The sequence below is a fragment of the Sphingomonas sp. SRI_018 genome, from assembly GCF_057586275.1.
The window spans coordinates 2,400,456-2,425,124 of record NZ_JBYCZO010000001.1; the positions used below are offsets into that span (position 1 = coordinate 2,400,456).

Below are 24,669 nucleotides of genomic sequence, written 5' to 3' on the forward strand. Positions count from 1 at the left end.
CGCAACCCGGGGATGTGAAGAAGGACGGATATGAGCTGGAGCGAAGAGCGGATCGAGACGCTGAAGACGATGTGGGAAGCGGGCCAGACCGCGAGCCAGATCGCCGAGGCGCTGGGCGGGGTCAGCCGCAATGCGGTGATCGGCAAGGCGCATCGCCTGGGCCTGCAGCCGCGCCCGTCGCCGGTGAAGCCCAACGAGCCCGACGCGGCGCCAGCCCCGGTGAAGGCCGCACCTGCACCTGCGCCCGCGCCTGCCGCCGAGGCTCCGGCCGCTCCCGCCGCGCCGCGTGCGGCTGCACCGGAGCCGCGCCCTGCGCCCGACCAGCCGGTGCTGCGCTCGGTCGGCCCGGGCGGCTTCGTCCGCCAGAACCCTGGCGAGCAGGCCCCGCCGATCGCCCCCGCGCCGCCGCGCCGCCTGGTGCCGGCCAAGCCCAGCGAGGCGATCGCCGGCAAGACCACGCTGCTCGATCTCAACGACAAGATCTGCAAATGGCCGATCGGTCACCCCGGCGAGCCCGACTTCCACTTCTGCGGCGACAAGGTGAACCCCGGCTTCCCCTATTGCGTCGCGCATTGCGGCCATGCCTATCAGGCGCAACTGCCCCGCCGCGACCGCCGTCCGCCGCCGCCGCTGCCCTACGGCGGCCCGCGCGTGCGCTGAATCCCACGGACGTCCTTCTATCGTCACCCCGGACTTGTTCCGGGGTCCACCGGACGGCGAGCTCAAGTTTCGAGGTTCCAGCTGGAACCTCGGTGTCAGTCTTCGTGGAGACGTGGATGCCGGAACAAGTCCGGCATGACGGATTCGTGCAAGCTGATCGGGACGATCGAGTCTCGCCCTAGCTCAGCGATTCCCGCGCTTCGCGGAGCAATTTGGTCGCACTGCCCAGCCGGCGCCTGTCGAGCTTCGCCAGGAACTCGTCGGCCGTCGCGCGGCTGACCTTGTTGAGCGTGTCGAGCAGCGGCCTTGCGCTCTCGGTGAGGCGGATGCCCTTGGCGCGCCGATCATGGGCGACCGGCACCCGCTCGATCAGCCCCTGCGCCTCGAGCGCGTGGAGCTGGCGCACCAGCGTCGGTCCTTCGATCCCCACGATGTCGGCCAGCTCGCGCTGCGTCATCACCTCGGTCGACTGGTCGAGCCAGTAGAGCACCGTCGATCGTGCCAGCGTCATGCCGCAGGGTTTCAGCCGCTCATCCAGTTTGGCACGCCATCGACGACTGAGCAGTACGGATTCGCGGATGAACTCAAGCTCCGCGTGATCGGGAAGGTAAGCCATGGCGCACCTTGCCACGAAGTGCTTCAAAAGCAAGTTGTTGCCGGACAGCCCGCCGCGCCGATGAGTTCCGGATCGGAACGCGCGCGAAACCGGCACCATTTCGGCGCCTCCCCGGACCTGCGATCGAGAGCCGGTGATTGGATGCGGCGCCGTGGCACCGAAACGGAGCAATCCGAATATTCTCCGGCAAGGCGCGGCGGGGTTTGAATTGGGCCGTCCTCTAGCCGGCGAGCCATCTATGAGCATCTGCGGCCGCGCCGCGACCGATCCCGACGCCCCGCTGCCGATCGACCGTATGCTCCGCGCGGTCACGATCGGGTCGGCGCGGACAGCCCGACAATGGAGCGCGGGCGGCGTGCGGCTGGCGGCCGCCGACGACGCCGCGCTGGCAACCGCGCCGGGCGAGTGCGCCGCGCTGTTCGACGGACAGCTCCACAATGCGGCGGAGGTGATCGCGGCGCTCGGGCCGGGTGCGCCGGCGCGCAGCGGCCCCGCCGAGCTTGCGCTCGCCGCCTATCGGCGTTGGGGCGAGGACTTCGCCGATCACCTGATCGGGGACTATGCCTGCGCGGTCTGGGATGGGGAATCCCGCCGTTTGGTGCTCGCGACCGATCCCGGCGAGATGCGGCCGCTGTTCTACTGGATCGGCCCCGACGGCGAGCTGCGCTTCGCGAGCGAGATGGGCGCGCTATGGAGCGAGGGGGACGTACCCCGCAGCCTCGACGAGGACCGCGTCTGCGAATGGCTGACGCTGCTGCCGATGGAGAGTGGCCGCACGCTCTTTTCCGGCATTGCGCGCGTGACCGGCGGCAGCGCGGCGGTCTGGGAGGCGGGCAGGTCGCGCACCACCCGCTGGTGGCGGCCCGAACGGCTGCCGACATTGCGCCTTCGCGACGACGACTATCCTCGCGCCGTGCTGGCTTGTCTGGAGGAAGCGGTCGCCTGCCGCATCGCCGGCGACGAGCGTATCGGCAGCCATCTGAGCGGCGGGCTCGACAGCAGCGGAGTGACCGCGCTCGCCGCCCGGCGCCTGGCCGGCGAAGGACGCAGCCTGACCGCCTTCACGGCAGCGCCCGACCACAGCTTCATCGAGCGGCCCGGGCGTTTCGGCGACGAATGGGGTCATGCCGCCCGGGTCGCGGCGATGCACGCCAATATCGAGCACGTCCGCATCTCGAACACCGACACCCCGTTGGAGGAAGTGCTCGACCGCCGCACCCAGGTGCAGGACGTGCCATTGCTCAATCTCTCCAACACCGTCTGGGGCAGCGCGATCGACCGCGAAGCGCGCGATCGGCGGATCGGCGTGATGCTGATCGGGCAGATGGGCAACATGAGCTTCAGCTACGACGGCGGCGAACTGCTGGGCATGGAGATGCGCCGCGGCCGCATCGACCGGGTGGCGGCGACGCTGCTCGCGATCCGCCGAGCGCAGCATTGGCGCTGGGCGACGCTGGCGGGTGCGTTCGCCGATGCCGCATTCCCCGACCTCGCGCGGCGGCTGCGCAAGCTGGCCGGCAAAGGTCCGCCCGAGTTCTTCGATTGCTGCGCGATCAACCGCGATTTCCTGCGCGCGCGCGGCCGCGAGGGGGAGGTGCTGGCCTATGGCGGCGACCTCCGGCGCCTCAGCGGCGGCGACAGTCGGATGCTGCGCCTCGGCGTGCTCGCCCGTAGCAGCATCCGCGGCGATTTCGCGCGGACCAGCCGACGCCTTTATGGCGTCGATACGCGCGATCCGACGATCGACCGGCGCCTGTTCGAGCTGTGCCTCACCATTCCCGAGGAACAGTTCCTCCACCACGGCGTGCATCGCTCGGTGGCGCGCCGGGCGCTGCGCGGCATCATTCCCGATTTGCTGGTCGACGAATATCGCAAGGGCCTGCAGGCCGCCGACTGGGCGCATGGCTTCGAGGCGGCGCTGTCGGGGCTCAAGGTCGAGGTCGCGCGGCTGCGCGAGAGCCGGGGGTCGACGAAGTGGATCGACCTCGACCGCGTTCAGCGCATGCTGGACGCCTGGCCCGGTGCCGACGCGGCCGGGCGGCTGATGGCGACCGAATATACCACCGCCGTCAGCCGCGCGATCGCTACCGGCCGCTTCATCCGCAAGATCGAAGGAGGCAACGCCTGAGCCGGCGGCCGAGCCTCGCCGAACGCTGGCAGGCGCGCCGTCCCGACGAGCGGCGGGCGTTGATCGAGGCATGCCTGACGCTCGCCGCCGCCTCGTTGCTGGTGAAGTGCCTGCCGTTCCGCCGGATCGCCCGCCTCGCCGCGCGTCCGCCCGCCGGACTCGCGCCTGCCGATCGGATGCGAGCCGCCGATACCGTCGCCTGGGCGGTGCGCGCAGCGGCGAAGCGCGCCCGCTTCCGCGCGGTCTGCATCGAGCAGGGGTTGGCCGCACAATGGATGCTGCGCCGTCGCGGCATCGCGGCGACGATGCACTATGGCGTCGCACAGGATCCGGCACGCGGCCTTATCGCGCATGTCTGGGTGCGGATCGGCGACCATGACGTGATCGGCGGCGAGACCGCCGGCCGCTTCACGCCGCTCGCGCGTTTCCCCGATGCGCCGCCGCTGCCCGGTTGACTGCCGTCACACGTCCTGCGCCAGCCGGCCGTAGAGGTCAGGCCGGCGATCGCGGAAGAAGCCGAAGGCGGCGCGGTGGCGCTTGACGCGGTCGAGGTCGAGCGTCGCGGTGATCACGCCCTCCTCCTCGCGGCCCAGCTCGGCGAGGATGTCGCCGCGCTCGTCGGTGATGAAGCTGGTGCCGTAGAAGGTCTGCCCATGCTCGGTACCGACGCGGTTGGCGGCGACCACCGGCACCACGTTCGACACCGCGTGCCCCACCATCGCCCGGCGCCACAACCGCGCGGTGTCGAGACCGGGGTCGTGCGGCTCGCTGCCGATCGCGGTCGGATAGAACAGCACCTCGGCGCCCATCAGCATCATCGCGCGCGCGGTCTCGGGATACCATTGATCCCAGCACACGCCGACGCCCAGCGTCGCGCCCGGCCCGTCCCAAACCTTGAAGCCGGTGTTGCCGGGCCGGAAGTAGAATTTCTCCTCATAGCCGGGGCCGTCGGGGATGTGGCTCTTGCGATAGACGCCGGCGACCTTCCCGTCCGGGCCGATCATCGCGAGGCTGTTGTAGTAATGCGGCCCGTCCGCCTCGAAGAAGCTGGTCGGGATATGGATACGAAGCTCTGCGGCGAGCGCCTGCATCGCCTGGACCGCCTTGTGCTCGCCGACCGGCTTCGCGTTGGCGAACAGCCCCTCGTCCTCGACGCGGCAGAAATATTCGCCCTCGAACAGCTCGGGCGGCAACACCACCTGCGCGCCCTTCCCCGCCGCCTCGCGCACCATCGCGGAGACGCGCGCGACATTCGCGTCGATGTCGTCGGTGAAGGCGAGCTGGAGCGCGCCGACGGTGATCTCGGTCATCGGGTTCTCGGAATCTGTTGCGAAATGCAGTGGAAGCTGCCGCCGCCGGTCAAGATATGGTCGGCACGCAGCCCGACAACCTCGCGGTCCGGGAAAATCCGGTCGAACGCCGCCACCGCCACCTGGTCGTTGGGCTGGCCGTAGAGCGGCACCACGACGCTCGCATTGCCGATGTAGAAGTTCATGTAGCTCGCCGGGATGATCTCCTCCTCGCGGCTCAGCACCCGGCCGGGCGAGGGTACGCGGGCGACTTCGATATGGCCGAAGCGCTCGGCGGTCTCGGCGGCGGCCTGGTAGACGCGCCAGTTGGGGTCGTTCTCGAACGCTTCAGGAATCGCAAGCACGCCCGGCGCCACGAACCGGGCGAGATTGTCGACATGCCCGTCGGTATGGTCGTTGAGCAGCCCCTCGCCCAGCCACAGCACCGAGGTGACGCCGAGATCGCGCTTCAGCCGCTCCTCGACCTCGGCGCGGCTCATGCCGGGATTGCGGTTGCGGTTGAGCAGGCATTGCTCGGTCGTGACGATCAGGCCGGTGCCGTCGCCGTCGATTGCGCCGCCCTCTAGGATCCAGTCGCACGCCTCGGTCTCGATGCCGCGCTGCGCCGCGAGCCGCGCACCAATGTCCTCGTCGCCAGGCAGGTCGTATTTGCCGCCCCAGCCGTTGAAGCGGAAATCGCGCGCGGTGCCGTCGCCGGTGACGATCGCGGCAGTGTCGCGCAGCCAGATGTCGCCGAACGGCTCCATCACCACGCCGGCGAAGGGCGCGAGCCGCTCCGCCGTCTCGGCTGCCTCGATATTGGCGGCGACCAGGAGCACCTTCTCGCCGCGCCCGTCCGCGTGGACCGCGCGCGCGAACGCCGCGACCTCCGCCTGAGCCGGTTCGAGGTCGCGCTCCCACAGTTCGGGATGGCTGGGGAAACCGATCCATACCGCCTTGTGCGGCGCCCATTCGGGAGGAGGAGGACGGGTCATGCGCGCGCCCTTAGCGCCCGGCGCGGCTCTTGTCGCGGATCGCGCGGAACTCGTCGCCCGGTACCCAGTTCGGCCAGGCGGTCGAATTGCCCAGCTCCCGGCCGATTTGGTAGAACAGCGTCAGGTCCTGGACGACGCCCGACCAATCCCAATTGGGATCATATTCGTCCTTCGGACCATGGTAGCGGTTCTTGGTATAATCCTCGGCGGCCGCCTTCCCCGCCGCGACGCCGCCTTTCACGAGATCGTCGCCCGAATCGACGTAGAGCATCGGCACGCCATGCTTGGCGAAGCTGAAATGGTCGGAGCGGTAGTAATAGCCGTTCTGCGGCATCGGATCGGGATCGGCGCGGCGCCCCTGCGCGGCGAGCGCGCGGTTCAGATAGGCATCGAGCTCCGACTTGCCCTTGCCGATCACCACCACGTTCCGCGACGGCCCCGCGAGCGACAGCGCGTCCATGTTGATGCCGCCGACGGTCCGGTTCAGCGGATAGACCGGATGGTCGCCGTAATAAGCGGAACCGAGCAGCCCCGATTCCTCGGCCGTCACCGCCAGGAAGACCTGGCTGCGCGCCGTCGGCCCCGCCTTGGCGTTCGCCTCGGCCAGCGCGACCAGCGCCGCGGTGCCTGAGGCATTGTCGATCGCGCCGTTGCAGATGTCGTCGCCGTCCGGCGCCGCCTCGCAGCGGCCAAGATGATCCCAATGCGCGCTGTAGAGCAGATATTCGTTCGGCGCCTTGGTCCCCGGCAGGATGCCGATCACGTTCTTCGACGCATGTTTGCGCACGCCGACGTCGAAGCCGACCGACGCCTTCACGCCGGTGAGCGGCACCGCCTTGAAGCCCTTGGCCTTGGCGGCGGCGGCGAGCTTCGCGAAGTCCTGCCCGGCGCCGGCGAACAGCGTCTTCGCGGCGTCGAGCTGGATCCAGCCGATCGCGGCGCTCTGGTCCATATGGCCGTTGGCGGCATCGGCGACCTGCTGCGGCCCGGTCCAGCTCGACTGGACGACGTTCCAGCCATAGGCGGCCGGCACGGTATCATGGACGATGATCGCCGCCGCCGCGCCCTGCCGCGCCGCTTCCTCGAACTTGTAGGTCCAGCGGCCGTAATAGGTCATCGCGCGGCCGTTGAAGGGGCCCTCCAGCGTCGCGCTCTCGTAATCGGGATCGTTGACCAGGATGACGACGGTCTTTCCCTTGACGTCGACGCCGGCATAGTCGTTCCAGCCCTTCTCGGGCGCGTTGATGCCATAGCCGACGAAGACGACGTCGCTGTCCTTGACGTCGATGCGCGGCGCCACGCGATAGCTCGCCACCACCATACCCGGGCCGTAGCGCAGCGACTGCGGTGCGCCGGCGCCGGTGAAGACCAGCGGGCTCACGTTCTTCGCGGTGAGCTCGACCAGCGGCACATCCTGGAACCAGCTGCCGTTGTTGCCGGGCTTGAGTCCCGCCTTGGCGAAGCGGTCGGCGAGATAGGCGAGCGTCTTCTCCTCCCCGGGCGTGCCGGGGGCGCGGCCTTCGTAGGCGTCGGAGGAGAGGGTCCTCGTCACCTCCTTCAGCGTGTCGGTGGAGATGGGCGTGGTTTGGGCGAGCGCCGGGACGCTGGAAAGCGTCAGGCCGGCCATGATCAACAGGCGCATCTATGGTCTCTCGAGACGAACGAAATCATGTTGTGGCAGCGCGCCCGCACCGTCGCAAGCGCTTGCGGTCCTCCAGCGGAATGCTAGCCTAGCATAGGAACGAGTTGGGGGACTCAATGAGGAAATTGCTGGGATACGTCGCGATCGCCGTAGCGATGGCGACACCGGTCGCTGCGGTGCGCGCGGCGGACGATGTCGCGATCCGGTTCGGTGCACGCGACAATGTGCTGGACGTCAGCATCTCTCCGGACGGCAAGTCGCTAGTCATCCTGCAGCCGAACGGGGCGCGGGGCACGGTCGCGTCGGTGGTACGGCTCGACGGAAGCGGGCCGCCGGCGATGAAGGGCATCCTCTACGCGAGCGGGAACCCGGAACGGCTGACCTATTGCCGCTGGGCAACCAATGATCGGTTGGTCTGCGGCCTCTATATGATCGATACCGTGTACGGGAAGAAGCGGGCGGGCACGCGGCTCCTTTCCGTCAACAGCGACGGGAGCGACCAGAAAGCCTTGACGGCCCGCGGCAACGACCGCTCGCTCGGCATCGTGCTGGGCGGCGGCAACGTGATCGACTGGTTGGGGGACAACGAGGACGGCTCGGTTCTGATGGCGCGATGGTTCGTGCCGGAGGCAACGACCGGCCACATCATCAGCAGCGAGCGCGAAGGCTATGGCGTCGAGCGCGTCAATACCCGGACCCTCGCTCGCAGGATGGTGGAGGCGCCCAACAAGCTGGCGGTCGACTTTGTTACCGACGGCCATGGCAACGTGCGGGTGATGGGGATCGCGCCGCGCAACACGGTCGGCCAGTCGAAGAGCTTCGTGGAATATCGCTATCGCAAGAAGGGCAGCAGAGAATGGCTGCCGCTCGGCACGGTCACCTACTCCAATTATCACGCCACCGGCTTCGAGCCCTATGCGGTCGATCCCGATCTTGACGTTGTCTATGGGCTGGAGGCCGTCGGCGGCCGGACCGGGCTCTACAAGATCGCGCTCGACGGAAGCCTCAAGAAGGAGCTGGTGTTCGCAGCGCCCGGTGCCGACGTCGACGAGCTGCTGACGATCGGCCGTCACGATCGTGTCGTCGGCGCAAGATGGGTTACCGACAAGCGCAGGGCCGCAATGTTCGACCCCGAGCTCAGCCGATTCTCGGCGTCGCTGTCCAAGGCGCTGCCGGGCGCGCCGCTCGTCAATATCGTCGATGCCAGCGCGGACGAGCAGAAGCTGATCCTCTTCGCCGGCAGCGATACCGACCCGGGCCGCTTCTATCTTTATGACAAGGTAACCAAGCACCTGTCCGAAATCCTGCCGGTGCGGCCGCTGCTCGCGCAGGCCAAGCTCGCGGCGGTGAAGCCGATCAGCTATCCCGCCGGCGACGGCACGATGGTGCCCGCCTATCTGACGCTGCCGCCCGGGAGCGACGGAAAGAACCTTCCTGCGATCGTCCTACCGCATGGCGGCCCAACCTACCGAGACGAATGGAACTTCGACTGGCTGCCGCAATATTTCGCCAGCCGCGGCTACGCGGTGATCCAGCCCAATTATCGCGGATCGAGCGGCTATGGGATGGAATGGTTCCAGCAGAACGGCATCCGATCATGGCGCACCGCGATCGGTGATATCGACGATGCCGGGCGCTGGCTGGTGAAGTCGGGGATCGCCGATCCGTCGAAGTTGGCGATCGTCGGCTGGTCCTATGGCGGCTATGCCGCGCTGCAATCGGCGGTGGTCGATCCCAGCCTGTTCAAGGCGGTCGTCGCGATCGCGCCGGTCACCGATTTCGGTATCGTCCGCGAACAGGAGGAACGGGACGGCGGCGAGACGCCCGAAACGCTCGACGCGATCTTTGGAGACGCGGCCACCGCGCAGGAGGGTTCCCCGGCACGCCATGCCGATCGCTTCATCGCGCCGGTGCTGCTGTTCCACGGCGATGTCGATCAGAATGTCGCGATCGGCCAGTCGCGGCTGATGCAGGATCGCCTGAAGGATGTCGGCAAGAAGGTGGAGCTCGTCGAGTACAAGGGGCTCGATCACCAGCTCGACGATAACGCCGCGCGCGCGGACATGCTCGATCGCGCGGACAAGTTCCTGCGGGCATCGATGGGGATGTGAGATGCGAAAAGGGCGGCGCCTTGCGGTGCCGCCCTTTCGTTTGGTTCTGGAGAGCGCCGCGGCGAAGCCGCGTCGTCGGTCGGCGCTTTTGGTGCCGCCGGCCGTTCGCGCTGAGTGTTCGCTCGAATTTAGCTGGCGCTAAATTCTCGCATCAGCGCGAATAGAACTCGACCACCAGGTTCGGTTCCATCTTCACCGGATATGGCACCTCGTCGAGGGTCGGCACGCGGGTGAAGGTGACCTTGGCATTGCCGTCCGGGGCCACATAGTCGGGGATGTCGCGCTCGGCGAGGCCCTGCGCCTCCATCACCAGCGCCATCTCCTTGGCCTTGTCGCCCAGGGTGATCTCGTCGCCCGGCTTCACCTGGCGGCTGGCGATGTTGCACTTGACGCCGTTGACGCGGACGTGGCCATGGCTGACCAGCTGGCGCGCGGCGAAGATCGTCGGCGCGAACTTGGCGCGATAGACGATCATGTCGAGCCGGCGCTCGAGCAGGCCGATCAGGTTCTGGCCGGTGTCGCCCTTCATGCGGGCGGCCTCGACATAGGCCTTCTTGAACTGCTTCTCGGTGACGTCGCCGTAATAGCCCTTGAGCTTCTGCTTGGCGCGCAGCTGGATGCCGAAGTCCGACATCTTGCCCTTGCGGCGCTGGCCGTGCTGGCCGGGGCCGTATTCGCGCTTGTTGACCGGGCTCTTCGGGCGACCCCAGATGTTCTCGCCCATCCGGCGGTCGAGCTTGTACTTGGCGCTGTTGCGCTTCGACATCAGTAAATCCTTGCAATTGCTAACGACGTTCGTCCCGGTATGCCGCTCTGCTGATCCATGGAGGAAGGCAGGGCCACCGCTTCACCGGGATGCGGGGCCGATTGCGAAGGCGCGCGCCTAGCCGCGCTTTCCCGCCAAGTCAAGCTGGACAGACCTCGCGCCGCCCGCCATCAGCCGCGCCCATGACAGAGATCCTCGATCCCGAAGACTGCACGACGATGCTGGAGGTGCGCGCCGGCGTCGACGACGTCGACCGGCGGCTGATCGCGCTGCTGAGGCGCCGCTTCGGCTATATGGACGCCGCCGCGCGCATCAAGCCGGAGCGGAGCCATGTGCGCGACGAGGCGCGAAAGGCCCAGGTGATCGCCAACGCACGCGCCGCCGCTGAAGCGACCGGAATGCCGGCGGACGCGATCGCCGAGTTGTGGGACCGGCTGGTCGAGGCCTCGATTGCCTACGAATTCGAGAAGTTCGACGCTCGCTGACGATCAGCGCCTGGTTCCTGGCCGCGCTATTTCATATCCAGCCCCTGCAGGCCGGTCCGACGCCGCGCGAAGGATTCCTGCGCCCGCTCGGTCATTGCGTCCCATTCGGCCTGAGTATGGCATTCGCGGGCGAAGAAATAGGATCCGGTCACTTGCGTGCGCCGACAGATCTTCTTCTCCTTGGCCGGTTTTTCGGTTGCAGCTGCTGCCTGGTCCGGCGCAGGTGTGGAAGGTCCCTGACCTGGCGCTGCGGCGGGAAAAGCCATTGCTGCAACCAACACGAGCAAAGACATTATCGAATCCCCCGATAGATCCGGGCATGCTATGCCGTTTCCTACAAAAGAGAAGAGTTCCTGCCGAATGCCGCGATCGCCGAACCGCAAGAGCGGCTGACGAGGCGTCGATCATCTATGATTTCGCGATGTTCGGCCGGCGCTGAACGATTCCCGCTATCGGGTCGACATGCTGCGAAGGTCCTGCATGCGCTCGACGCTCGTGCGATTGGCGGCGTCGATCGCATCCCACTCGGCACGGGTGTGACAGACGCGCTTGCCACCCATGATGCTGCCGGTCGGAGGAGCCTCCCTCCGGCAGATCTTGCGGTCGGGATCGTCCTTCTTCTCAGTCGCGGGCGCAGGGCCCTGCGCTTGAGCAGTCAGTGGAACGGATGCGAGAGCGACAAGCGCAAGCAACCTCAACGGCATCATAAAGACCCCCACCTGGCCGATTCGCAATATTGTTAGCTTGCTCGCCGACGAAAATCATCGGTCAGATGCGCGGCCGCTTCTTCCCGTCGAGCGCCGACAACACGCCGCGCAGGGTCCGCAGCTCCTGGCTCGACCAGGCAGGCTTCGTCAGCAACGTACGCAGCGTCCGCTTGGTCGCGGGAACACGGTCGGGCGGGTAGAAATAGCCCGAGCGATCAAGCATCGCGTCGAGCTGTCCGATCAGGCCGTCGAGTTCCTCCTGCGGCGCCGGCGGATCGAGCTCGACCGCAGGCGGGCTCTCCAGGGCCGCACCCTTCGACCATTCATAGGCGACCAGGATCACTGCCTGCGCCAGGTTGAGCGAGCCGAACTCGGGGTTGATCGGCACCGTCACGATCGTGCGGGCGAGTGCGACATCATCGGTCTCGAGCCCCGACCGCTCGGGACCGAACAGGATCGCCGAGCGGCCCGCGTCACGGCGGATCTCGCGTGCGGCCTCTTCCGGCGTCACCACCGGCTTGGTCACGCCGCGCTTGCGCACCGTCGTCGCATAGACGTGCGCACAGTCGGCCACCGCTTCGGCGACGCTGTCGAACACGCGCGCGTCTGCGAGCACCACGTCGGCGCCGCTCGCGGCGGGGCCGGCGGCGGGATTGGGCCAGCCGTCGCGCGGGGCGACCAGGCGCATCTCGGTCAGCCCGAAGTTGAGCATCGCCCGCGCCGCCTTGCCGATGTTCTCACCAAGCTGCGGACGGACCAGGACGATGGCGGGCGGAAGTCGGTCGGCGCTCACCCCCGCCCCGCCTCGCTGACGTTGCCGGCGAACTCCTCGAAATCCTTGGCCTCGCGGAAGTCCTTGTAGACGCTGGCGAAGCGGATGTAGGCGACCGAATCGAGCGCCTTCAGCCCATCCATCACCAGCTCGCCGATGCGGCTCGCCGGGACCTCGCCATCGCCCTGGGTCTCGAGCTGGCGCTGGATGCCGGAAACGAGCTGCTCGATCTGCGCCGAATCGATGCCGCGCTTACGGCAGGCGACGGTGATCGATCGCACCAGCTTGTCGCGGTCGAACAGCTGGCGGCGTTCGTCGCTCTTGAGCACGGTGAGCTCGCGCAGCTGGATGCGCTCGAAGGTGGTGAAGCGCGCGCCGCACGCCTCGCACTGCCGCCGCCGCCGGATCGCCGCCCCGTCCTCGGTAGGGCGGCTGTCCTTCACCTGGCTGTTCTCATGGGCGCAGAACGGGCAGCGCATTTTATTGCTCCTCGCGGAGAAGCGGCACCAGCCCGCTCCCCCACCCGGCCACCCATCTAGGATAGCTTGCTTGGGTGGCCGGGTGGGGGAGCGGGCTGGTGCCGGACGCGCGCACGCGCATCACGCATCAGGATAGATGGGGAAGCGCTCGCACAGCGCGCGCACCCGTTCGCGGACATTGGCCTCGACCTGCGCGTCGCCAGCCTCGCCATTCTTCCTGAGACCGTCGAGCACGTCCGCCACCATGTTGCCGATCTCGCGGAACTCGGCGGGACCGAAGCCGCGGGTGGTGCCGGCGGGCGATCCGACGCGGATGCCGCTGGTCTTGACCGGCGGCAGCGGATCGTTGGGGATGCCGTTCTTGTTGCAGGTGATCGCGGCGCGCTCCAGCGCCTCGTCGGCATCCTTGCCGGTGACGCCGAGCGGGGTCAGGTCGACCAGCGCGAGATGCGTGTCGGTGCCGCCCGAGACGAGGTTGGCGCCGCGCTCGGCCAGCGTCGCGGCCAGCACCTTGGCATTCTCGACCACCGCCGCGGCATAGGTCTTGAACTCGGGCCGCAGCGCCTCGCCGAACGCGACCGCCTTGGCGGCGATGACGTGCATCAGCGGCCCGCCCTGGAGGCCCGGGAACACCGCCGAGTTGATCTTCTTGGCGATCGCCTCGTCATTGGTGAACACCGCGCCACCCCGGGGCCCGCGCAGCGTCTTGTGCGTGGTGGTGGTGACGACATGGGCGTGCCCGAACGGCGAGGGATGGACGCCGCCCGCGACGAGGCCCGCGAAGTGCGCCATGTCGACCATGAAATAGGCGCCGACCTCGTCCGCGATCGCGCGGAAGCGGGCGAAGTCGATGTGGCGCGGATAGGCCGAGCCGCCGGCGATGATCAGCGTCGGCCTGTGCTCCTTGGCCAGCCGCTCGACCTGGTCGAAGTCGATGAGGTGCGTGTCCGGCGTCACGCCGTACTGGACGGCGTTGAACCACTTGCCGCTCATCGCCGCGCGCGCGCCGTGGGTCAGGTGCCCGCCCGAATCGAGGCTGAGGCCCATGATCGTGTCGCCGGGCTTGGTCAGCGCCAGCATCACCGCGCCATTGGCCTGCGCGCCCGAGTGCGGCTGGACGTTGGCGAAGTCGCAGCCGAACAGCGCCTTGACGCGGTCGATCGCCAGCTGCTCGACCTCGTCCGAGGGGTGGCAGCCCTGGTAATAGCGTTTGCCGGGATAGCCCTCGGCGTACTTGTTGGTGAACACCGAGCCCTGCGCCTCGAGCACCGCCTTCGAGACGATGTTCTCGCTGGCGATCAGCTCGATCTGATGCTGCTCGCGGTCGAGCTCATGGGCGACGCCGGCGAACACCGCCGGATCGGCGTCGGCGAGGCCGCGGGTGAAGAAACCGTCGGGCTGGACGTCGCTGAAAAGGGCCTGGCTGCTCATCGGGCATCTCCGTCAAGGTCGGGGGCGCCGAGCTTCTCGACGCGGCGGGTGTGGCGGTCACCGAGGAAATCGGTGGAAAGGAAGGCGGTCACGCAGGCCTTGGCCATGTCGATGCCGGTCAGCCGCGCGCCGAGCGCGATCACGTTGGCATCGTTGTGCTGGCGGGCGAGCGCCGCCGAATAGGGTTCGGAAACCAAGGCGCAGCGGCAGGCGCGCTCGCGGTTGACCGCGATCGAGATACCGATGCCCGACCCGCACAGCGCGACGCCGCGCTCGGCCTGGCCCTCGGCGATCGCGCGCGCGAGCCGGTAGCCATAGTCGGGATAGTCGACGCTTTCCGTGCTCTGAGTGCCGAGGTCGAGCACATCGTGCCCTTCCCCGCTCAGCCATTCGGCCAACGTCTGCTTGAGGGCGAACGCGGCATGATCCGCGGCAATGGCGATGCGCATGAAGGCGGCGGTTGTCCTTTGCGAAGGAATGTGGCGCCCACCTAGTCCTTCGCGGGCGCGAAAGCCACCCCATCGTGCATCTGGCCGTCGTTTCGCGTCACGAAACTGACACCATGCTGGCCTAGCGCCAATGGAATCCGTAAGATACGGGCTTTCCAAGCGGAGCATCGAGTTCAGACATGGGGTTGTCAGCCAAGGCGCCGGGCAACCGCGCCGTCCGCGGGGCGGTTCACCGCCATGAGCATCTCTCGAAACAGGGGCTGCTCGAACGCGCCTTCACCTTCGCCTTCCGCGGCCTGGTCTACGCGCAGATCTGGGAGGATCCCGAGGTCGACATGGCGGCGCTGGCGATCCAGCCGGACAGCCATGTCGTCACCATCGCCAGCGGCGGCTGCAACGTCCTCTCCTATCTCACCGCCAACCCCAAGGCGATCACCGCCGTCGACCTCAACACCGCGCACATCGCGCTCAACAAGCTGAAGCTCGCCGCGGCGAAGCACCTGCCCGACTATCCGGCCTTCCACCGCTTCTTCGGCGAGGCCGATTCGAAGGAGAACATCCGGGCGTACATGCACCATGTCCGCCCCCATCTCGACGAGACGACGCGGCGCTATTGGGAAGGCCGCGAGCTGATCGGACGGCGACGCATCTCGGGCTTCGCGCGGGGCTTCTACAAACGCGGGCTGCTCGGCGGCTTCATCGGCCTCGCGCATCTGATGGCCAAGGCCTATGGCGTCGATCCCAGGGTGATGCTCGAGGCCCGCACGATCGACGAGCAGCGCGAGATCTTCCGCACCAAGTTCGCCCCCTTCTTCGACAAGAAGTTCGTGCGCTGGGTGATCGACCAGCCCGCCTCGCTGTTCGGGCTCGGCATCCCGCCGGCGCAATATGAGTCGCTCGCCTCCGACGATCCGGAGGGGATGCGCACCGTGCTCCGGCGGCGGCTGGAGAAACTCGCCTGCGATTTCGACCTCGCCGACAATTATTTCGCCTGGCAGGCGTTCGGCCGCGGCTACGGCAAGTCCCCCGAAGCGCCGCTGCCGCCCTATCTCAAGCCCGAGAATTATGCGGCGGTGGTCGAGCGCGTCGACCGCGTCGAGATCCGTCATGTCAACATGACCGAGCATCTCGGCACGCTCCCCGACCAGTCGCGCGACCGCTATATCCTGCTCGACGCGCAGGATTGGATGACGGACGCGCAGCTGACGGCACTGTGGGCCGAGATCACCCGCACCGCCCGGCCGGGCGCGCGCGCGCTGTTCCGCACCGCCGCCGCGCCGTCGCTGCTGCCGGGCCGCATCCCGCAGGAGCTTCTCGACCGCTGGGATTACCGCGCCGAGGAATCGCTCGACTACACGCGGCGCGACCGATCGGCGATCTACGGCGGCGTCCATCTCTACGTGCTCAAGTAGATGGCGGAGGGCGACGCGCGCGACCACGCGCGCCATATGGATGCGATCTATCGCAGCCAGCGGCACGTCTACGACCTCACCCGCAAATATTATCTGCTCGGCCGCGACCGGCTGATCCGCGAGCTGGCGCCGCCGCCCGGCGGCAGCGTGATCGAGGTCGGCTGCGGCACCGCGCGCAACCTGATCGCGGCGGCGCGGGCGTGGCCGGAGGCGCGCTTCTTCGGCTTCGACATCTCGGAGGCGATGCTGGAGACCGCGCGCACCTCGGTCCGCCGCGCGGGGCTGGACGGGCGGATCACGCTCGCGCAAGGCGATGCCACCAGCTTCGATCCCAAGGCGCTGTTCGGCTTCGACGCGCCCGACCGGGTGTTCATGAGCTACACGCTGTCGATGATTCCCGACTGGCGCGGCACGATCGCGCGCGGCGCCGAGGTGCTGGGACCGGGCGGACGACTCGCGATCATCGACTTCGGCCAGCAGGAGGGCCTGCCCGCCGCGTGGCGCCGGCTGCTGTTCGCCTGGCTCGCCAGGTTCGACGTGACGCCGCGCGCGGAGCTCGAATCGGCCGTCCGGACGGTCGCTGCCGACCGCGGCCTGGCTGCCGACTTCCGCCCGCTTTACCGCGGCTATGCGTGGAGCGCCGCGCTGTCGCGCGCCTGACGCAATTCGCTCGAAATGGTGGCCGTTATCCCGTAAGAAGCGTTGAGGCCAGAAGCCAACGGCCCAACGTGGATAGGACGGGATGTCTGGAGACCTGGGCGAGCCGAACCGTTCGCCGAAAGCGCAAGCGGCTCCGCTGCACGAAGCGAGTGAGGCCTATCGCCCCCGCCACGGCGGTCATGAGCCGCAGATCCCGCCCTTTCCGGTCGACGAAGCCAATCGCCTGATCGAGTTCGGCTCGCGCTGGGCCGGGCCGCTGGTCTTCGTCCTCGCGCTCGGCGGACTCGGCTGGTTCCTGATCGGCTGACCTGATCGGCGGGCCCGCGCGGCCGCCGTCCGGCTCCGGCCGGCTCTCGGCGAATCCCTCTCCAGGCACAGGTCGTCCCAAATCGGCGTAATCCGGCCGGGGTATGGCTTGCACCAAAACGGCGGCTGTGTCCTGCTGCGCCGCAGCACGGTTGCGCGCGGATTCACCATCGCGGGCGGCCGGGCGATCCCAAGGGGTCTGTTCGCGTCAATAACAATAGGTGTCGCATGTCAAAGATTGACCTAGCGATCCAAGGATATCCGAGTCGCCCTTCGATAGGGTCGGCTGCCCGGCGCAGCGCCAAGGTCTGGCTGTGCCTGATGCTGATCGGCGCCGATGCGCTCGCGCTGCTGGTCGGCTTCGCCATGGGCCTGCAGGTCGAGCAGCCGGGCAGCGTGTCCGGCCATGCCTGGTCCTCGCTCCTCGGCGGGATGGTCGTCTATGCCGGCGTCGCCTTCCAGAACCAGGCCTACAACCCCCGCTGCCTGACGAGTCCGACCAAGAGCTGCCGCGCGGCGCTGCTGTCGTTCGCCGCGACGGCGCTGATCTTCCTGCTGGCGGTGTTCTCGCTCAAGGTGACCGGCCGGCTGCCGCGGTTCGCGCTGTCGATCGGCGTGATCTCGACGGTCGTCGTGCTGATCAGCCAACGCCTCCTCATCTGCCACATCGTCCGCCGGACCTGCGGCGACAAGCTCGAGGCCGAGCTGGTGATCGTCGACGGTGGCACGGTGCCCGACGAATGCCTGGGCAGCGACATCATCGATGCCGGCACCATGGCGCTGCGCTCCGACCTCGACGACCCCTATATGTTGAACCGCCTGGGCACGATCCTGAGGCACTATGACCGGGTGGTGATCAGCTGCACGCCCGACCGCAAGGCCGAATGGGCGCAGGTGCTGAAGGGCGCCAACATCCTCGGCGAGATCATCGTGCCCGAGATGAGCGAGCTCGGCCCGCTCGCGGTCCACGACCTGGGCGGCACGCCGACGGTGGTGGTGTCGCGCGGGCCGCTCAACCTCGCCAACCGCGCCAAGAAGCGCGCGCTCGACATCGCGCTCACCGTGCCGGTGCTGATCGTGTTGTTGCCGGCGATGATCGCGGTGGCGATCCTGATCAAGCTCGACTCGCCCGGCCCCGTCTTCTTCCGCCAGGAGCGGATGGGCCGCGGCAACCGCATCTTCCACATCCTCAAGTTCCGCTCGATGCGCGTCGAGACCAGCGATTCGGACGGCACCCAGTCGACCCGGCGCGACGACGACCGCATCACCCGCGTCGGCCGCGTCATCCGCAAGACCAGCATCGACGAGCTGCCGCAGCTCATCAACGTGCTGCTCGGCGACATGAGCCTGGTCGGCCCGCGCCCCCATGCGCTCGGATCGAAGGCGGGGGACGAGCTGTTCTGGCGCGTCGACCGCCAATACTGGCATCGTCACGCGCTGAAGCCCGGCATCACCGGCCTTGCCCAGATCCGCGGCTTCCGCGGCGCGACCGAGCATCGCCACGATATCGTCAACCGGCTCAAGGCCGATCTCGAATATCTCCACGGCTGGAGCCTGCTGCGCGACGTCGGCATCCTGGCGCGCACGGCCCAGGTTCTCGTCCACCGCAACGCTTATTGATTTGACCGCCGCCGGCGGATCGGGCGGCCGGCGGCAAGAATGCGTTAATTATTTTCGTCCAGAGGCTACCGCGGCAACGAGGATCGGCGCGGTGGAGCATCTGACGAAGACGAGGGAAGCGACCCGGCTTCCGCATACGGGTCCGTGGACGATGCAGCCGTCCGCGTTCGACGCCGACGATTCCGCGCTGGAGCGGACGATCCAGGCGGTGTCCCGCTGGGCCGGCATCCTCGCTTTCGCAGGTGCGCTCGGGGCGATTCTCTTCTGGCTGATACGCTGATCTCTTCCGGGTGAATCGGCGGCCTGGCGCTCATCCTTTACGGCTGCTCCTGCCGGATTAACCAATAAGCCGTGCTGGCAGCGCGACCAGTTGCATTACGCCCGATGGGCAGGGCAGCCTTAACACTATAGCATGACCCGCATTGCTGCACTGCAATGAGGTCAAGAGCGCGTGCTTTGCTCTGGCGACAAGTATTTAGGTCGCAAATCTTTCGCAGTTGCGAAAGATAACGAAAGGACTCGGCCCTGTGTCGTTGCTGCGTTGCAGCAATCGGCGCTGCTCGCCGTCAGTCTGGCGTTCGGCGCCGGGCTGGCTTCGCCAGCCTATGCCCAGACCGATCCACAGGTTCAGGACACTATCCAGGCCAACGGCGCCAAGCCCGTCCCCAAACCGCCTCTGCAGATCGAGGCGTCGCTGGAGGCGGCCTATGACGACAACATCTATCGCGTCGACGATCGCACCACCGATCCGACCGACGATATCATCGTCACGCCCACCGTCCAGGTCACCTACGATCGCGACAACGGCATCCGCCGGCTGACGCTGCGCGGCCTCGCCGGCTACGACTGGTTCACCTCGAATGGCGGGCGCAGCAAGCCGCGGTTCGAGATCGAGGGGAGCGGCCGTTTCCTGGTCGCCGGCACCTGCGCGATCAGCCCGCTCGCCAATTATCGCCAGCAGCGCGCCGACTATGGCGACCTCAACTCCGCGACCGAGAACCTTCAGAAATTCTCGACGCTGGGGGTGTCCGCCGACTGCAAGCGGCCCGGCCTCTATCCGGTGGTCGCCTGGCAGCGCGACACGACGCGCAACGGCGATGGCTTCGAATATGCCGACCAGACCAGCAACCGCTATCGCGGCGGCATCGGCTACGATCGCCCGAGCCTGGGGTCGATCACCGCTTATTACGAGCACGTCACCGCCAATCGGCCGGGACTCGGGCTCGAGAACCGCAGCGACGCGGTCGGCGTGTCCTTCGAACGGTCGGTGTCGCCGCTGACCGAGATCAAGACCGACGTGCGCTACATGCACGTCGACAGCACTTCGGCCGCGGTGGGCGAATACAAGGGTCTCGCCTGGGACCTCAGCGTCGCCACCACCGCGATCCCGCGCGTCAAGATCACCGCGACCAACGAGCGGACGATCGTCAACGACAGCCTGATCGCGACCGGCTTCGCCATCCGCACCGCCTTCCGCCTGCAGGCCGACGTCAGCCTCAGCGAGCTGACCTCGATCGGCGCATACGGCGAGTTCGCGCGGCGCGACTTCCGCCAGGACGCGGCGATCCGCCCGTTCAGCTACACCCGCGACCAGGTCAAACAGTACGGCGTCGTCCTTCGCCGCAAGCTCAACGACCGCTTCTCGCTCGAGGGAGGAGTCTCCCGCTTCGACCGCGAAACCAACAGCGATGTTTCCAACTACGGCGCCACCCGCGTGACGCTCGGCATAACGATGAGGTCTTGAACGATGAGGATATTGTCCTGGTCGGAGGCCAAGCTCGTGCACTGCATGGCCTCCATCGCGATTCTGGCCGCTGCCGCGCCGGCAGCGGCGCAGACGCCCGCCCAGCCCCCGGCCGCTGAGGTCGCCCAGGCCCCTGCGCAGGCGACGCAGGCGGCGGCGCCCGCCGCCGCTGCCACCGCCCCGCCCGCGCCCGCGCCCGCCGCCGCGGCAGGCCCCGGCTACAAGCTCGGCCCCGACGACGAGCTCAAGATCAGCATCTACGGCCAGCCCGACCTGTCGGTCACCACCCGCGTCAAGGCGGACGGCACCGTGCGCCTGGCGATGCTCGGTTCGATCCCCGCGGCGGGCAAGACCACGGTGCAGCTCGCCGAGGCGATCTCGGCCGGCTACAGCCAGGGCGGCTACCTCAACAATCCGCAGGTCGCAGTCGAGGTCTCGCAGTTCGTCAGCAACTTCGTGACCGTGCTCGGCAACGTGCCGCAGGCGGGCAATTATCCGCTCGACCGATCCTACAGCGTCGCCGCGATGTTGGCGAAGGCGGGCGGCGCCAACGCCACCGGCGCCAATGCGGTCATCCTGACCCCGGCGGACGGCAGCGGCCCGGTGCGCATCTCGCTCGCCGACATGAGCGCGGGTGCCGGCCGTACGCTGAAGCCCGGCGACATCCTATTCGTGCCGCCGGCGGAGAAGGTCTACGTCTACGGCCAGGTCCAGCAGGCCGGCGCGTTCAACTACGTGCCCGGCCAGACCTTCCGACAGGCGCTGGCATTGGCCGGCGGCCCGACTCTCGCGGGCTCGACCCGCCGCATCAAGGTGCGCCGCGCCGGGAAGGAGATCGAGGACATCAGCCTCGACGACCCGGTGCAGCCAGAGGACGTCCTGATCATTCGCGAAAAGCTGTTCTGACGACGTTCCGGCGCCGCACCCGGCGCTGATTTGGAGATGCGAGCATGAGCTGGAGCAAGCGATTGCAACGGTGGCTTCGGGCATTGGCGGGCGGCGCGGACAGCGGCCGCCGCATCCCCGAGGCCGTCGATTTTCCCCCGCTGCCGCTGCCGGAGGCGCCCGAGCCCCGGCTGTCGATGGCGACCGAGCCGGCGGCGCCGAAGATCGCCTACCGCCGCAATGCGGTATTCACGGCGTTCAACACGGCGGTGCCGGTCACCGACCGCCACGGCCTCGCCGGCCGGCAGCGCGAGCTGGCGCGGCTGGTCGACGCGGTCGTCAACCAGCACAAGCACGCGCTGATCTTCGGCGCGCGCGGGTCGGGCAAGACGTCGCTGGCGCGCGTGTTCGGCGACCTCGCCGACGAGGCCGGCTGCGTCGCGCTCTACGGTTCGGCCAACGCCGATGCCGACGTCGACGCGCTGTTCCGCCCCTTCCTCGCCGAGCTGCCGCTGCGCGGGAATGCCGCCACCCAGGCGCCGCTCGACGTGCAGCAGCTCGGCAATCTGTTCGTCCAGAACCTGTCGCAGCGCGCGGTGCTGATCATCGACGAGTTCGATCGCGTCTCGTCGGAGCGCACCAAGCAGGACGTCGCCGCGCTGCTCAAGCTGCTCTCCGACATCCAGGCGCCGGTGCAGGTCGTGCTGGTCGGCATCGCCGCCAACGTCGACGGGCTGATCGCCGCGCATCCGTCGCTGCGCCGCCATCTCTATGCCCAGCCGACCCCGCCGATCGAGCGTGACGATCTCGCCGCGCTGCTCGAGCTGTGCGCCAAGCAGGCGGGGATCGCCTTCGAGGAGCAGGCGACGCAGACGATCGCCTCCGCCGCGATCGGCTCGCCCTATCACGCCCGGCTGTTCGGGATGCACGCGGCGCTGATCGCCGAGGCGGCCGACCATGAGGTGGTCACGCTCGCCGACGCGCGCCGCGGCCTCACCGATGCGGTCGCCGAATGGAGCGAGCTCACCCCCGGCCCGCACGCGCTGTTCGAGCGCGCGTTGGCCGAGGCAGGCCCGCTGCGCGGCGTGGTCGCGCTCGCCGGCGTACTGGCGGCGCACTCGCCCGCGCTCACGTTCGAGCGGATGACCGCGGCTGCCGCCGACCTGTTCGGCGATCAGCTGAGCCGGCCGGAGTCGATTGACCGCGCAATCGGCCTGATCGGGCCGGCGCTGCGCGATACGCCGGTCACCGGCGAGTTCCAGTTCGAAGATTCGCTCGCGCCCCAATTCCTCGTGCTGATGGCGAACGGCACCGGTCGGATGACCGCCACGCCCGCTCATACGAGCGACAGCAACCGGGCGCGCGAGCTTCTGCAGGGAGTGGCAGGGCTATGACCGTCAGGGCAGCCGATCTCGTCGAAGCGCTGAAGGCGCGGTGGAAGCTGGTCGCGGCGATCGCGCTCGCGGTGTTCCTGGTGGTCGCGGCCATCACCTTCGTGATGCCGCGGCAATATCTCGGCAGCTCGTCGCTGCTGCTCGATCTGTCGCAGACCGATCCGACCGACAATGAGCAGCAGCCGGGCGCCCGGGTCGAGGTCGATTCGATCCTGGCGACCCAGGTCGACCTCATCCGGAGTGCCAAGGTCACCAACGAGGTCGCGCAGCGCGCCGGCTTCGTCGATGCGACGCCCGCCGACCTGCCCCCCGACGCGCGGCTGCAGCAGGCCGCCGCGCGCGTGCGCGCCGGGCTCAACGTCACCACCGGGCGGCAGAGCAACGTGCTGCAGATCCAGTTCCTCGACCCCGATCCCGCGGTCGCCGCCCGCGTCGCCAATCTCGCCGCCCGGATCTACATGCGCGAGCAGGTCGGCCTGCGCGCCGCCGCGGCCAAGGGTCTCGCCGAATGGTTCGAGGCGCGCACTGCCGACGTGCGCCGCCGCTACGAGCTGGCGCAGAAGCGGCTCTCCGACTTCCAGCGCGCGCACGACATCATCGGCGTCAACCGCATGGATCTGGAGGCGGAGAAGCTCAAGAACCTCTCCGCCTACCTCACCCAGGCCCAGGCCGACGCCGCCCAGGCCCACTCCAAGTCCGGATCGGGCGGCGTGTCCGACGTCCAGACCGCGCTGGTCGTGCAGAACATCGAGGAGGCGGTCGCCACCTCCTCGGCGAAGGTCGCCCAGCTCGCCAAGACATTGGGTCCCAACCATCCGCAGATGGTCGCCGCCAAGGCCGAGCTCGCCGAGCTGCAGCAGCGTCTCAGCGCCGCCCGCGCCAACCAGGCGACGGCGATGACCGCGAACAGCTCCGCCGCCAGCCGGCGCGAGGCCGAGCTGCGCGCGGAGATGGCGGCACAGGAGGATCGCATGATCCGCATGTCGGGCGTGCAGGACCAGCTGATGGTCATGCAGCGCGACGTCGAGGCGGCGCGCCAGACCTACGACACCGTCCGCCAGCGCTTCAACGAGGCGGCGCTCAAGAGCCAGATCTCGCAGCCCAACGCGACCATGCTCGACGAGGCGACAGTGCCGCTGCTCCCGGCGCGGCCGAACATACCGTTGTTCCTGATCGCGGGCCTCGCGCTCGGGATGCTCGCCGGCGTCGCCGCGATCGTGCTGAGCGAGATCCTGCGCCCACGCGTCCGCACCGCGGGCGGCCTCGCCGCCGCGACCGAGGTCGAGGTCATCACCGATCTCTCCCCCAAGGCCAGCTCGCCCGAGGGCTGGTTCGTTCCCCGACAGGAGGCTGCATGAGACTGCGTTCCACCGCGGGCGCCAGCCCGCTGATCACCGAAAAGGCGCCCCCGCCCCCCGCGACCGGGGACGAAGCCGCCGGCTCCGCCATCCTGCCGCTGCTGGAGCATGGCGACACGCGCGTCGATCCGCTGCTCACCGCCGCCTTCGATCCCGGCGATCCCTATGTCGCCAAGGTCCGCAAGGTGCGCGCGAAGCTGCTCGCCACCGCGCGCGAATCGGGCGGGATCGACGGCCGGCTGAAGCTTGCGCTGCTCTCGCTCCAGGGCGGCGACGAAGCGCCGATCCTCACCGCCAACCTCGCCACGGTGATGGCGCAGATGGACGGGCCGACCATGCTGGTCGACGCCGATATCGAGCGACCTTCGCTCGACCGGCTGCTGAGGCTCCCCAATCAGATCGGCCTCGCCGAGCAGCTCGCCGGCATGGCGCTGCGGCTGCCGCTGATGCCGACCGCGATCGAGCGGCTGTGGCTGATGTCGGCCGGCCAGGCGGCGAGCGGCAACGCCACATTGGTCGAGCGCGGCGCCTTCGCCGAGGTGGCGGACCGCTGGAACCTGCCCGCGGCCAACCTGCTCGTCTATCTCGCCGAGCGGCCGCGCGGCACGACCGCGTTCGGCAACATCCTCGAGAAGTTCGACGCGGTGGTGCTCGTCGCCCGGCGCGGGGTGACGCCGCTGTCGGAGATCCGGCGCGCGATCGACGACCTCGACCGCCACCGCGTGCCGATCGCCGGCTCGGTGATGAGCTGATCGCCTTT

General features: G+C 68.3%; 25 protein-coding genes. 15 read left to right on the forward strand and 10 right to left on the reverse strand.

Annotated features, from left to right (window positions below):
* The first annotated feature begins 30 nt into the window (after positions 1-30).
* Positions 31-660 (forward strand): GcrA family cell cycle regulator, encoded by a 630-nt coding sequence (locus AC2YHA_RS11180; protein WP_233785187.1) that lies wholly within the window; start codon positions 31-33, stop codon positions 658-660.
* A gap of 178 nt (positions 661-838) precedes the next feature.
* Here the strand turns inward: AC2YHA_RS11180 and AC2YHA_RS11185 are convergent, their stop codons facing one another.
* Positions 839-1,171, reverse strand: a complete 333-nt coding sequence (locus AC2YHA_RS11185; protein WP_233785186.1) for a MarR family transcriptional regulator — start codon at positions 1,169-1,171, stop codon at positions 839-841.
* A 343-nt stretch (positions 1,172-1,514) separates the two neighbouring features.
* On the opposite strand from AC2YHA_RS11185, the gene AC2YHA_RS11190 reads away from it, so the two are divergent.
* The gene (locus AC2YHA_RS11190) at positions 1,515-3,404 is read left to right on the forward strand and encodes an asparagine synthetase B family protein (protein ID WP_487401561.1); all 1,890 of its coding nucleotides are present in this window, start codon (positions 1,515-1,517) and stop codon (positions 3,402-3,404) included.
* A gap of 59 nt (positions 3,405-3,463) precedes the next feature.
* Positions 3,464-3,859 carry a lasso peptide biosynthesis B2 protein gene (locus AC2YHA_RS11195; protein WP_487401562.1) on the forward strand — a complete coding sequence of 132 codons (396 nt, stop codon included), beginning with the start codon at positions 3,464-3,466 and terminating at the stop codon, positions 3,857-3,859.
* Between the two features lie 6 nt (positions 3,860-3,865).
* Here the strand turns inward: AC2YHA_RS11195 and aguB are convergent, their stop codons facing one another.
* From aguB to AC2YHA_RS11210, 3 genes are read right to left on the reverse strand one after another with little or no spacing between them, the layout of a single operon-like run.
* Positions 3,866-4,714: an N-carbamoylputrescine amidase gene (gene aguB, locus AC2YHA_RS11200; RefSeq protein ID WP_487401563.1), complete on the reverse strand. Its 849-nt coding sequence runs from the start codon at positions 4,712-4,714 to the stop codon at positions 3,866-3,868.
* Positions 4,711-5,688: an agmatine deiminase family protein gene (locus tag AC2YHA_RS11205; protein ID WP_487401564.1), complete on the reverse strand. Its 978-nt coding sequence runs from the start codon at positions 5,686-5,688 to the stop codon at positions 4,711-4,713. Before AC2YHA_RS11205 ends, aguB begins: the two co-directional genes overlap by 4 nt.
* Before the next feature lie 10 nt (positions 5,689-5,698).
* Positions 5,699-7,315, reverse strand: a complete 1,617-nt coding sequence (locus AC2YHA_RS11210) for a M28 family peptidase (RefSeq protein ID WP_487401733.1) — start codon at positions 7,313-7,315, stop codon at positions 5,699-5,701.
* A 131-nt stretch (positions 7,316-7,446) separates the two neighbouring features.
* Between AC2YHA_RS11210 and AC2YHA_RS11215 the strand changes: the two genes are divergently transcribed.
* Positions 7,447-9,441 carry an alpha/beta hydrolase family protein gene (locus tag AC2YHA_RS11215; protein WP_487401565.1) on the forward strand — a complete coding sequence of 665 codons (1,995 nt, stop codon included), beginning with the start codon at positions 7,447-7,449 and terminating at the stop codon, positions 9,439-9,441.
* A 151-nt stretch (positions 9,442-9,592) separates the two neighbouring features.
* On the opposite strand, the gene rpsD is transcribed toward AC2YHA_RS11215, so the two are convergent.
* On the reverse strand, positions 9,593-10,207 hold the full coding sequence (rpsD, locus tag AC2YHA_RS11220; protein WP_487401566.1) for a 30S ribosomal protein S4: 615 nt from the start codon (positions 10,205-10,207) through the stop codon (positions 9,593-9,595).
* 182 nt (positions 10,208-10,389) lie between these two features.
* Between rpsD and AC2YHA_RS11225 the strand changes: the two genes are divergently transcribed.
* Positions 10,390-10,692: a chorismate mutase gene (locus AC2YHA_RS11225; RefSeq protein ID WP_233785178.1), complete on the forward strand. Its 303-nt coding sequence runs from the start codon at positions 10,390-10,392 to the stop codon at positions 10,690-10,692.
* Positions 10,693-10,718: 26 nt separating this feature from the next.
* On the opposite strand, the gene AC2YHA_RS11230 is transcribed toward AC2YHA_RS11225, so the two are convergent.
* From AC2YHA_RS11230 to rpiB, 5 genes are all read right to left on the reverse strand, one after another.
* Positions 10,719-10,985 carry a hypothetical protein gene (locus AC2YHA_RS11230; protein ID WP_487401567.1) on the reverse strand — a complete coding sequence of 89 codons (267 nt, stop codon included), beginning with the start codon at positions 10,983-10,985 and terminating at the stop codon, positions 10,719-10,721.
* 475 nt (positions 10,986-11,460) lie between these two features.
* Positions 11,461-12,192 carry an RNA methyltransferase gene (locus tag AC2YHA_RS11235; RefSeq protein ID WP_487401568.1) on the reverse strand — a complete coding sequence of 244 codons (732 nt, stop codon included), beginning with the start codon at positions 12,190-12,192 and terminating at the stop codon, positions 11,461-11,463.
* On the reverse strand, positions 12,189-12,650 hold the full coding sequence (gene nrdR / locus AC2YHA_RS11240; protein ID WP_233785176.1) for a transcriptional regulator NrdR: 462 nt from the start codon (positions 12,648-12,650) through the stop codon (positions 12,189-12,191). Before nrdR ends, AC2YHA_RS11235 begins: the two co-directional genes overlap by 4 nt.
* Positions 12,651-12,770: 120 nt before the next feature.
* A complete protein-coding gene (gene glyA / locus AC2YHA_RS11245) occupies positions 12,771-14,081 on the reverse strand; it encodes a serine hydroxymethyltransferase (protein WP_487401569.1) in 1,311 nt (436 codons plus the stop codon).
* Positions 14,078-14,530, reverse strand: a complete 453-nt coding sequence (gene rpiB / locus AC2YHA_RS11250) for a ribose 5-phosphate isomerase B (RefSeq protein WP_233785174.1) — start codon at positions 14,528-14,530, stop codon at positions 14,078-14,080. Before rpiB ends, glyA begins: the two co-directional genes overlap by 4 nt.
* A gap of 179 nt (positions 14,531-14,709) precedes the next feature.
* On the opposite strand from rpiB, the gene AC2YHA_RS11255 reads away from it, so the two are divergent.
* The 10 genes from AC2YHA_RS11255 to AC2YHA_RS11300 all read left to right on the forward strand — a co-directional run bounded on the left by AC2YHA_RS11255 (position 14,710) and on the right by AC2YHA_RS11300 (position 24,661).
* Positions 14,710-15,942, forward strand: a complete 1,233-nt coding sequence (locus AC2YHA_RS11255) for a BtaA family protein (RefSeq protein WP_487401570.1) — start codon at positions 14,710-14,712, stop codon at positions 15,940-15,942.
* The gene (locus AC2YHA_RS11260) at positions 15,943-16,602 is read left to right on the forward strand and encodes a class I SAM-dependent methyltransferase (protein ID WP_487401571.1); all 660 of its coding nucleotides are present in this window, start codon (positions 15,943-15,945) and stop codon (positions 16,600-16,602) included. It abuts the gene before it with no gap.
* An 82-nt stretch (positions 16,603-16,684) separates the two neighbouring features.
* Positions 16,685-16,909, forward strand: coding sequence for a hypothetical protein (locus AC2YHA_RS11265; RefSeq protein ID WP_487401572.1), 225 nt, complete (start codon positions 16,685-16,687; stop codon positions 16,907-16,909).
* 227 nt (positions 16,910-17,136) lie between these two features.
* Positions 17,137-18,528 carry an exopolysaccharide biosynthesis polyprenyl glycosylphosphotransferase gene (locus tag AC2YHA_RS11270; protein WP_487401573.1) on the forward strand — a complete coding sequence of 464 codons (1,392 nt, stop codon included), beginning with the start codon at positions 17,137-17,139 and terminating at the stop codon, positions 18,526-18,528.
* Between the two features lie 151 nt (positions 18,529-18,679).
* A complete protein-coding gene (locus AC2YHA_RS11275) occupies positions 18,680-18,808 on the forward strand; it encodes a hypothetical protein (protein ID WP_487401574.1) in 129 nt (42 codons plus the stop codon).
* A gap of 261 nt (positions 18,809-19,069) precedes the next feature.
* Positions 19,070-20,272 carry an outer membrane beta-barrel protein gene (locus AC2YHA_RS11280; RefSeq protein WP_487401575.1) on the forward strand — a complete coding sequence of 401 codons (1,203 nt, stop codon included), beginning with the start codon at positions 19,070-19,072 and terminating at the stop codon, positions 20,270-20,272.
* A 3-nt stretch (positions 20,273-20,275) separates the two neighbouring features.
* Positions 20,276-21,178: a polysaccharide biosynthesis/export family protein gene (locus tag AC2YHA_RS11285; protein ID WP_487401576.1), complete on the forward strand. Its 903-nt coding sequence runs from the start codon at positions 20,276-20,278 to the stop codon at positions 21,176-21,178.
* A 44-nt stretch (positions 21,179-21,222) separates the two neighbouring features.
* The gene (locus AC2YHA_RS11290; RefSeq protein WP_233785167.1) at positions 21,223-22,551 is read left to right on the forward strand and encodes an nSTAND1 domain-containing NTPase; all 1,329 of its coding nucleotides are present in this window, start codon (positions 21,223-21,225) and stop codon (positions 22,549-22,551) included.
* Positions 22,548-23,909, forward strand: coding sequence for a GNVR domain-containing protein (locus AC2YHA_RS11295; RefSeq protein WP_487401577.1), 1,362 nt, complete (start codon positions 22,548-22,550; stop codon positions 23,907-23,909). The genes AC2YHA_RS11290 and AC2YHA_RS11295 overlap by 4 nt, the downstream gene beginning before the upstream one ends.
* A complete protein-coding gene (locus AC2YHA_RS11300; protein ID WP_487401578.1) occupies positions 23,906-24,661 on the forward strand; it encodes a P-loop NTPase family protein in 756 nt (251 codons plus the stop codon). Before AC2YHA_RS11295 ends, AC2YHA_RS11300 begins: the two co-directional genes overlap by 4 nt.
* The last annotated feature ends 8 nt before the right edge of the window (positions 24,662-24,669 follow it).

Excerpts from the sequence above, each read along its gene's own strand:
- AC2YHA_RS11210 (WP_487401733.1), bottom strand. The coding sequence starts at position 7,315 with ATGGCCGGCCTGACGCTTTCCAGCGTCCCGGCGCTCGCCCAAACCACG.
- AC2YHA_RS11230 (WP_487401567.1), bottom strand. The coding sequence starts at position 10,985 with ATGTCTTTGCTCGTGTTGGTTGCAGCAATGGCTTTTCCCGCCGCAGCG.
- nrdR (WP_233785176.1), bottom strand. The coding sequence starts at position 12,650 with ATGCGCTGCCCGTTCTGCGCCCATGAGAACAGCCAGGTGAAGGACAGC.
- AC2YHA_RS11205 (WP_487401564.1), bottom strand. The coding sequence starts at position 5,688 with ATGACCCGTCCTCCTCCTCCCGAATGGGCGCCGCACAAGGCGGTATGG.
- AC2YHA_RS11285 (WP_487401576.1), top strand. The coding sequence starts at position 20,276 with ATGAGGATATTGTCCTGGTCGGAGGCCAAGCTCGTGCACTGCATGGCC.
- rpsD (WP_487401566.1), bottom strand. The coding sequence starts at position 10,207 with ATGTCGAAGCGCAACAGCGCCAAGTACAAGCTCGACCGCCGGATGGGC.
- AC2YHA_RS11300 (WP_487401578.1), top strand. The coding sequence starts at position 23,906 with ATGAGACTGCGTTCCACCGCGGGCGCCAGCCCGCTGATCACCGAAAAG.
- rpiB (WP_233785174.1), bottom strand. The coding sequence starts at position 14,530 with ATGCGCATCGCCATTGCCGCGGATCATGCCGCGTTCGCCCTCAAGCAG.
- AC2YHA_RS11225 (WP_233785178.1), top strand. The coding sequence starts at position 10,390 with ATGACAGAGATCCTCGATCCCGAAGACTGCACGACGATGCTGGAGGTG.
- AC2YHA_RS11185 (WP_233785186.1), bottom strand. The coding sequence starts at position 1,171 with ATGACGCTGGCACGATCGACGGTGCTCTACTGGCTCGACCAGTCGACC.
- glyA (WP_487401569.1), bottom strand. The coding sequence starts at position 14,081 with ATGAGCAGCCAGGCCCTTTTCAGCGACGTCCAGCCCGACGGTTTCTTC.
- AC2YHA_RS11270 (WP_487401573.1), top strand. The coding sequence starts at position 17,137 with ATGTCAAAGATTGACCTAGCGATCCAAGGATATCCGAGTCGCCCTTCG.
- aguB (WP_487401563.1), bottom strand. The coding sequence starts at position 4,714 with ATGACCGAGATCACCGTCGGCGCGCTCCAGCTCGCCTTCACCGACGAC.
- AC2YHA_RS11215 (WP_487401565.1), top strand. The coding sequence starts at position 7,447 with ATGAGGAAATTGCTGGGATACGTCGCGATCGCCGTAGCGATGGCGACA.
- AC2YHA_RS11265 (WP_487401572.1), top strand. The coding sequence starts at position 16,685 with ATGTCTGGAGACCTGGGCGAGCCGAACCGTTCGCCGAAAGCGCAAGCG.
- AC2YHA_RS11290 (WP_233785167.1), top strand. The coding sequence starts at position 21,223 with ATGAGCTGGAGCAAGCGATTGCAACGGTGGCTTCGGGCATTGGCGGGC.
- AC2YHA_RS11260 (WP_487401571.1), top strand. The coding sequence starts at position 15,943 with ATGGCGGAGGGCGACGCGCGCGACCACGCGCGCCATATGGATGCGATC.
- AC2YHA_RS11295 (WP_487401577.1), top strand. The coding sequence starts at position 22,548 with ATGACCGTCAGGGCAGCCGATCTCGTCGAAGCGCTGAAGGCGCGGTGG.
- AC2YHA_RS11190 (WP_487401561.1), top strand. The coding sequence starts at position 1,515 with ATGAGCATCTGCGGCCGCGCCGCGACCGATCCCGACGCCCCGCTGCCG.
- AC2YHA_RS11275 (WP_487401574.1), top strand. The coding sequence starts at position 18,680 with ATGCAGCCGTCCGCGTTCGACGCCGACGATTCCGCGCTGGAGCGGACG.
- AC2YHA_RS11180 (WP_233785187.1), top strand. The coding sequence starts at position 31 with ATGAGCTGGAGCGAAGAGCGGATCGAGACGCTGAAGACGATGTGGGAA.
- AC2YHA_RS11255 (WP_487401570.1), top strand. The coding sequence starts at position 14,710 with ATGGGGTTGTCAGCCAAGGCGCCGGGCAACCGCGCCGTCCGCGGGGCG.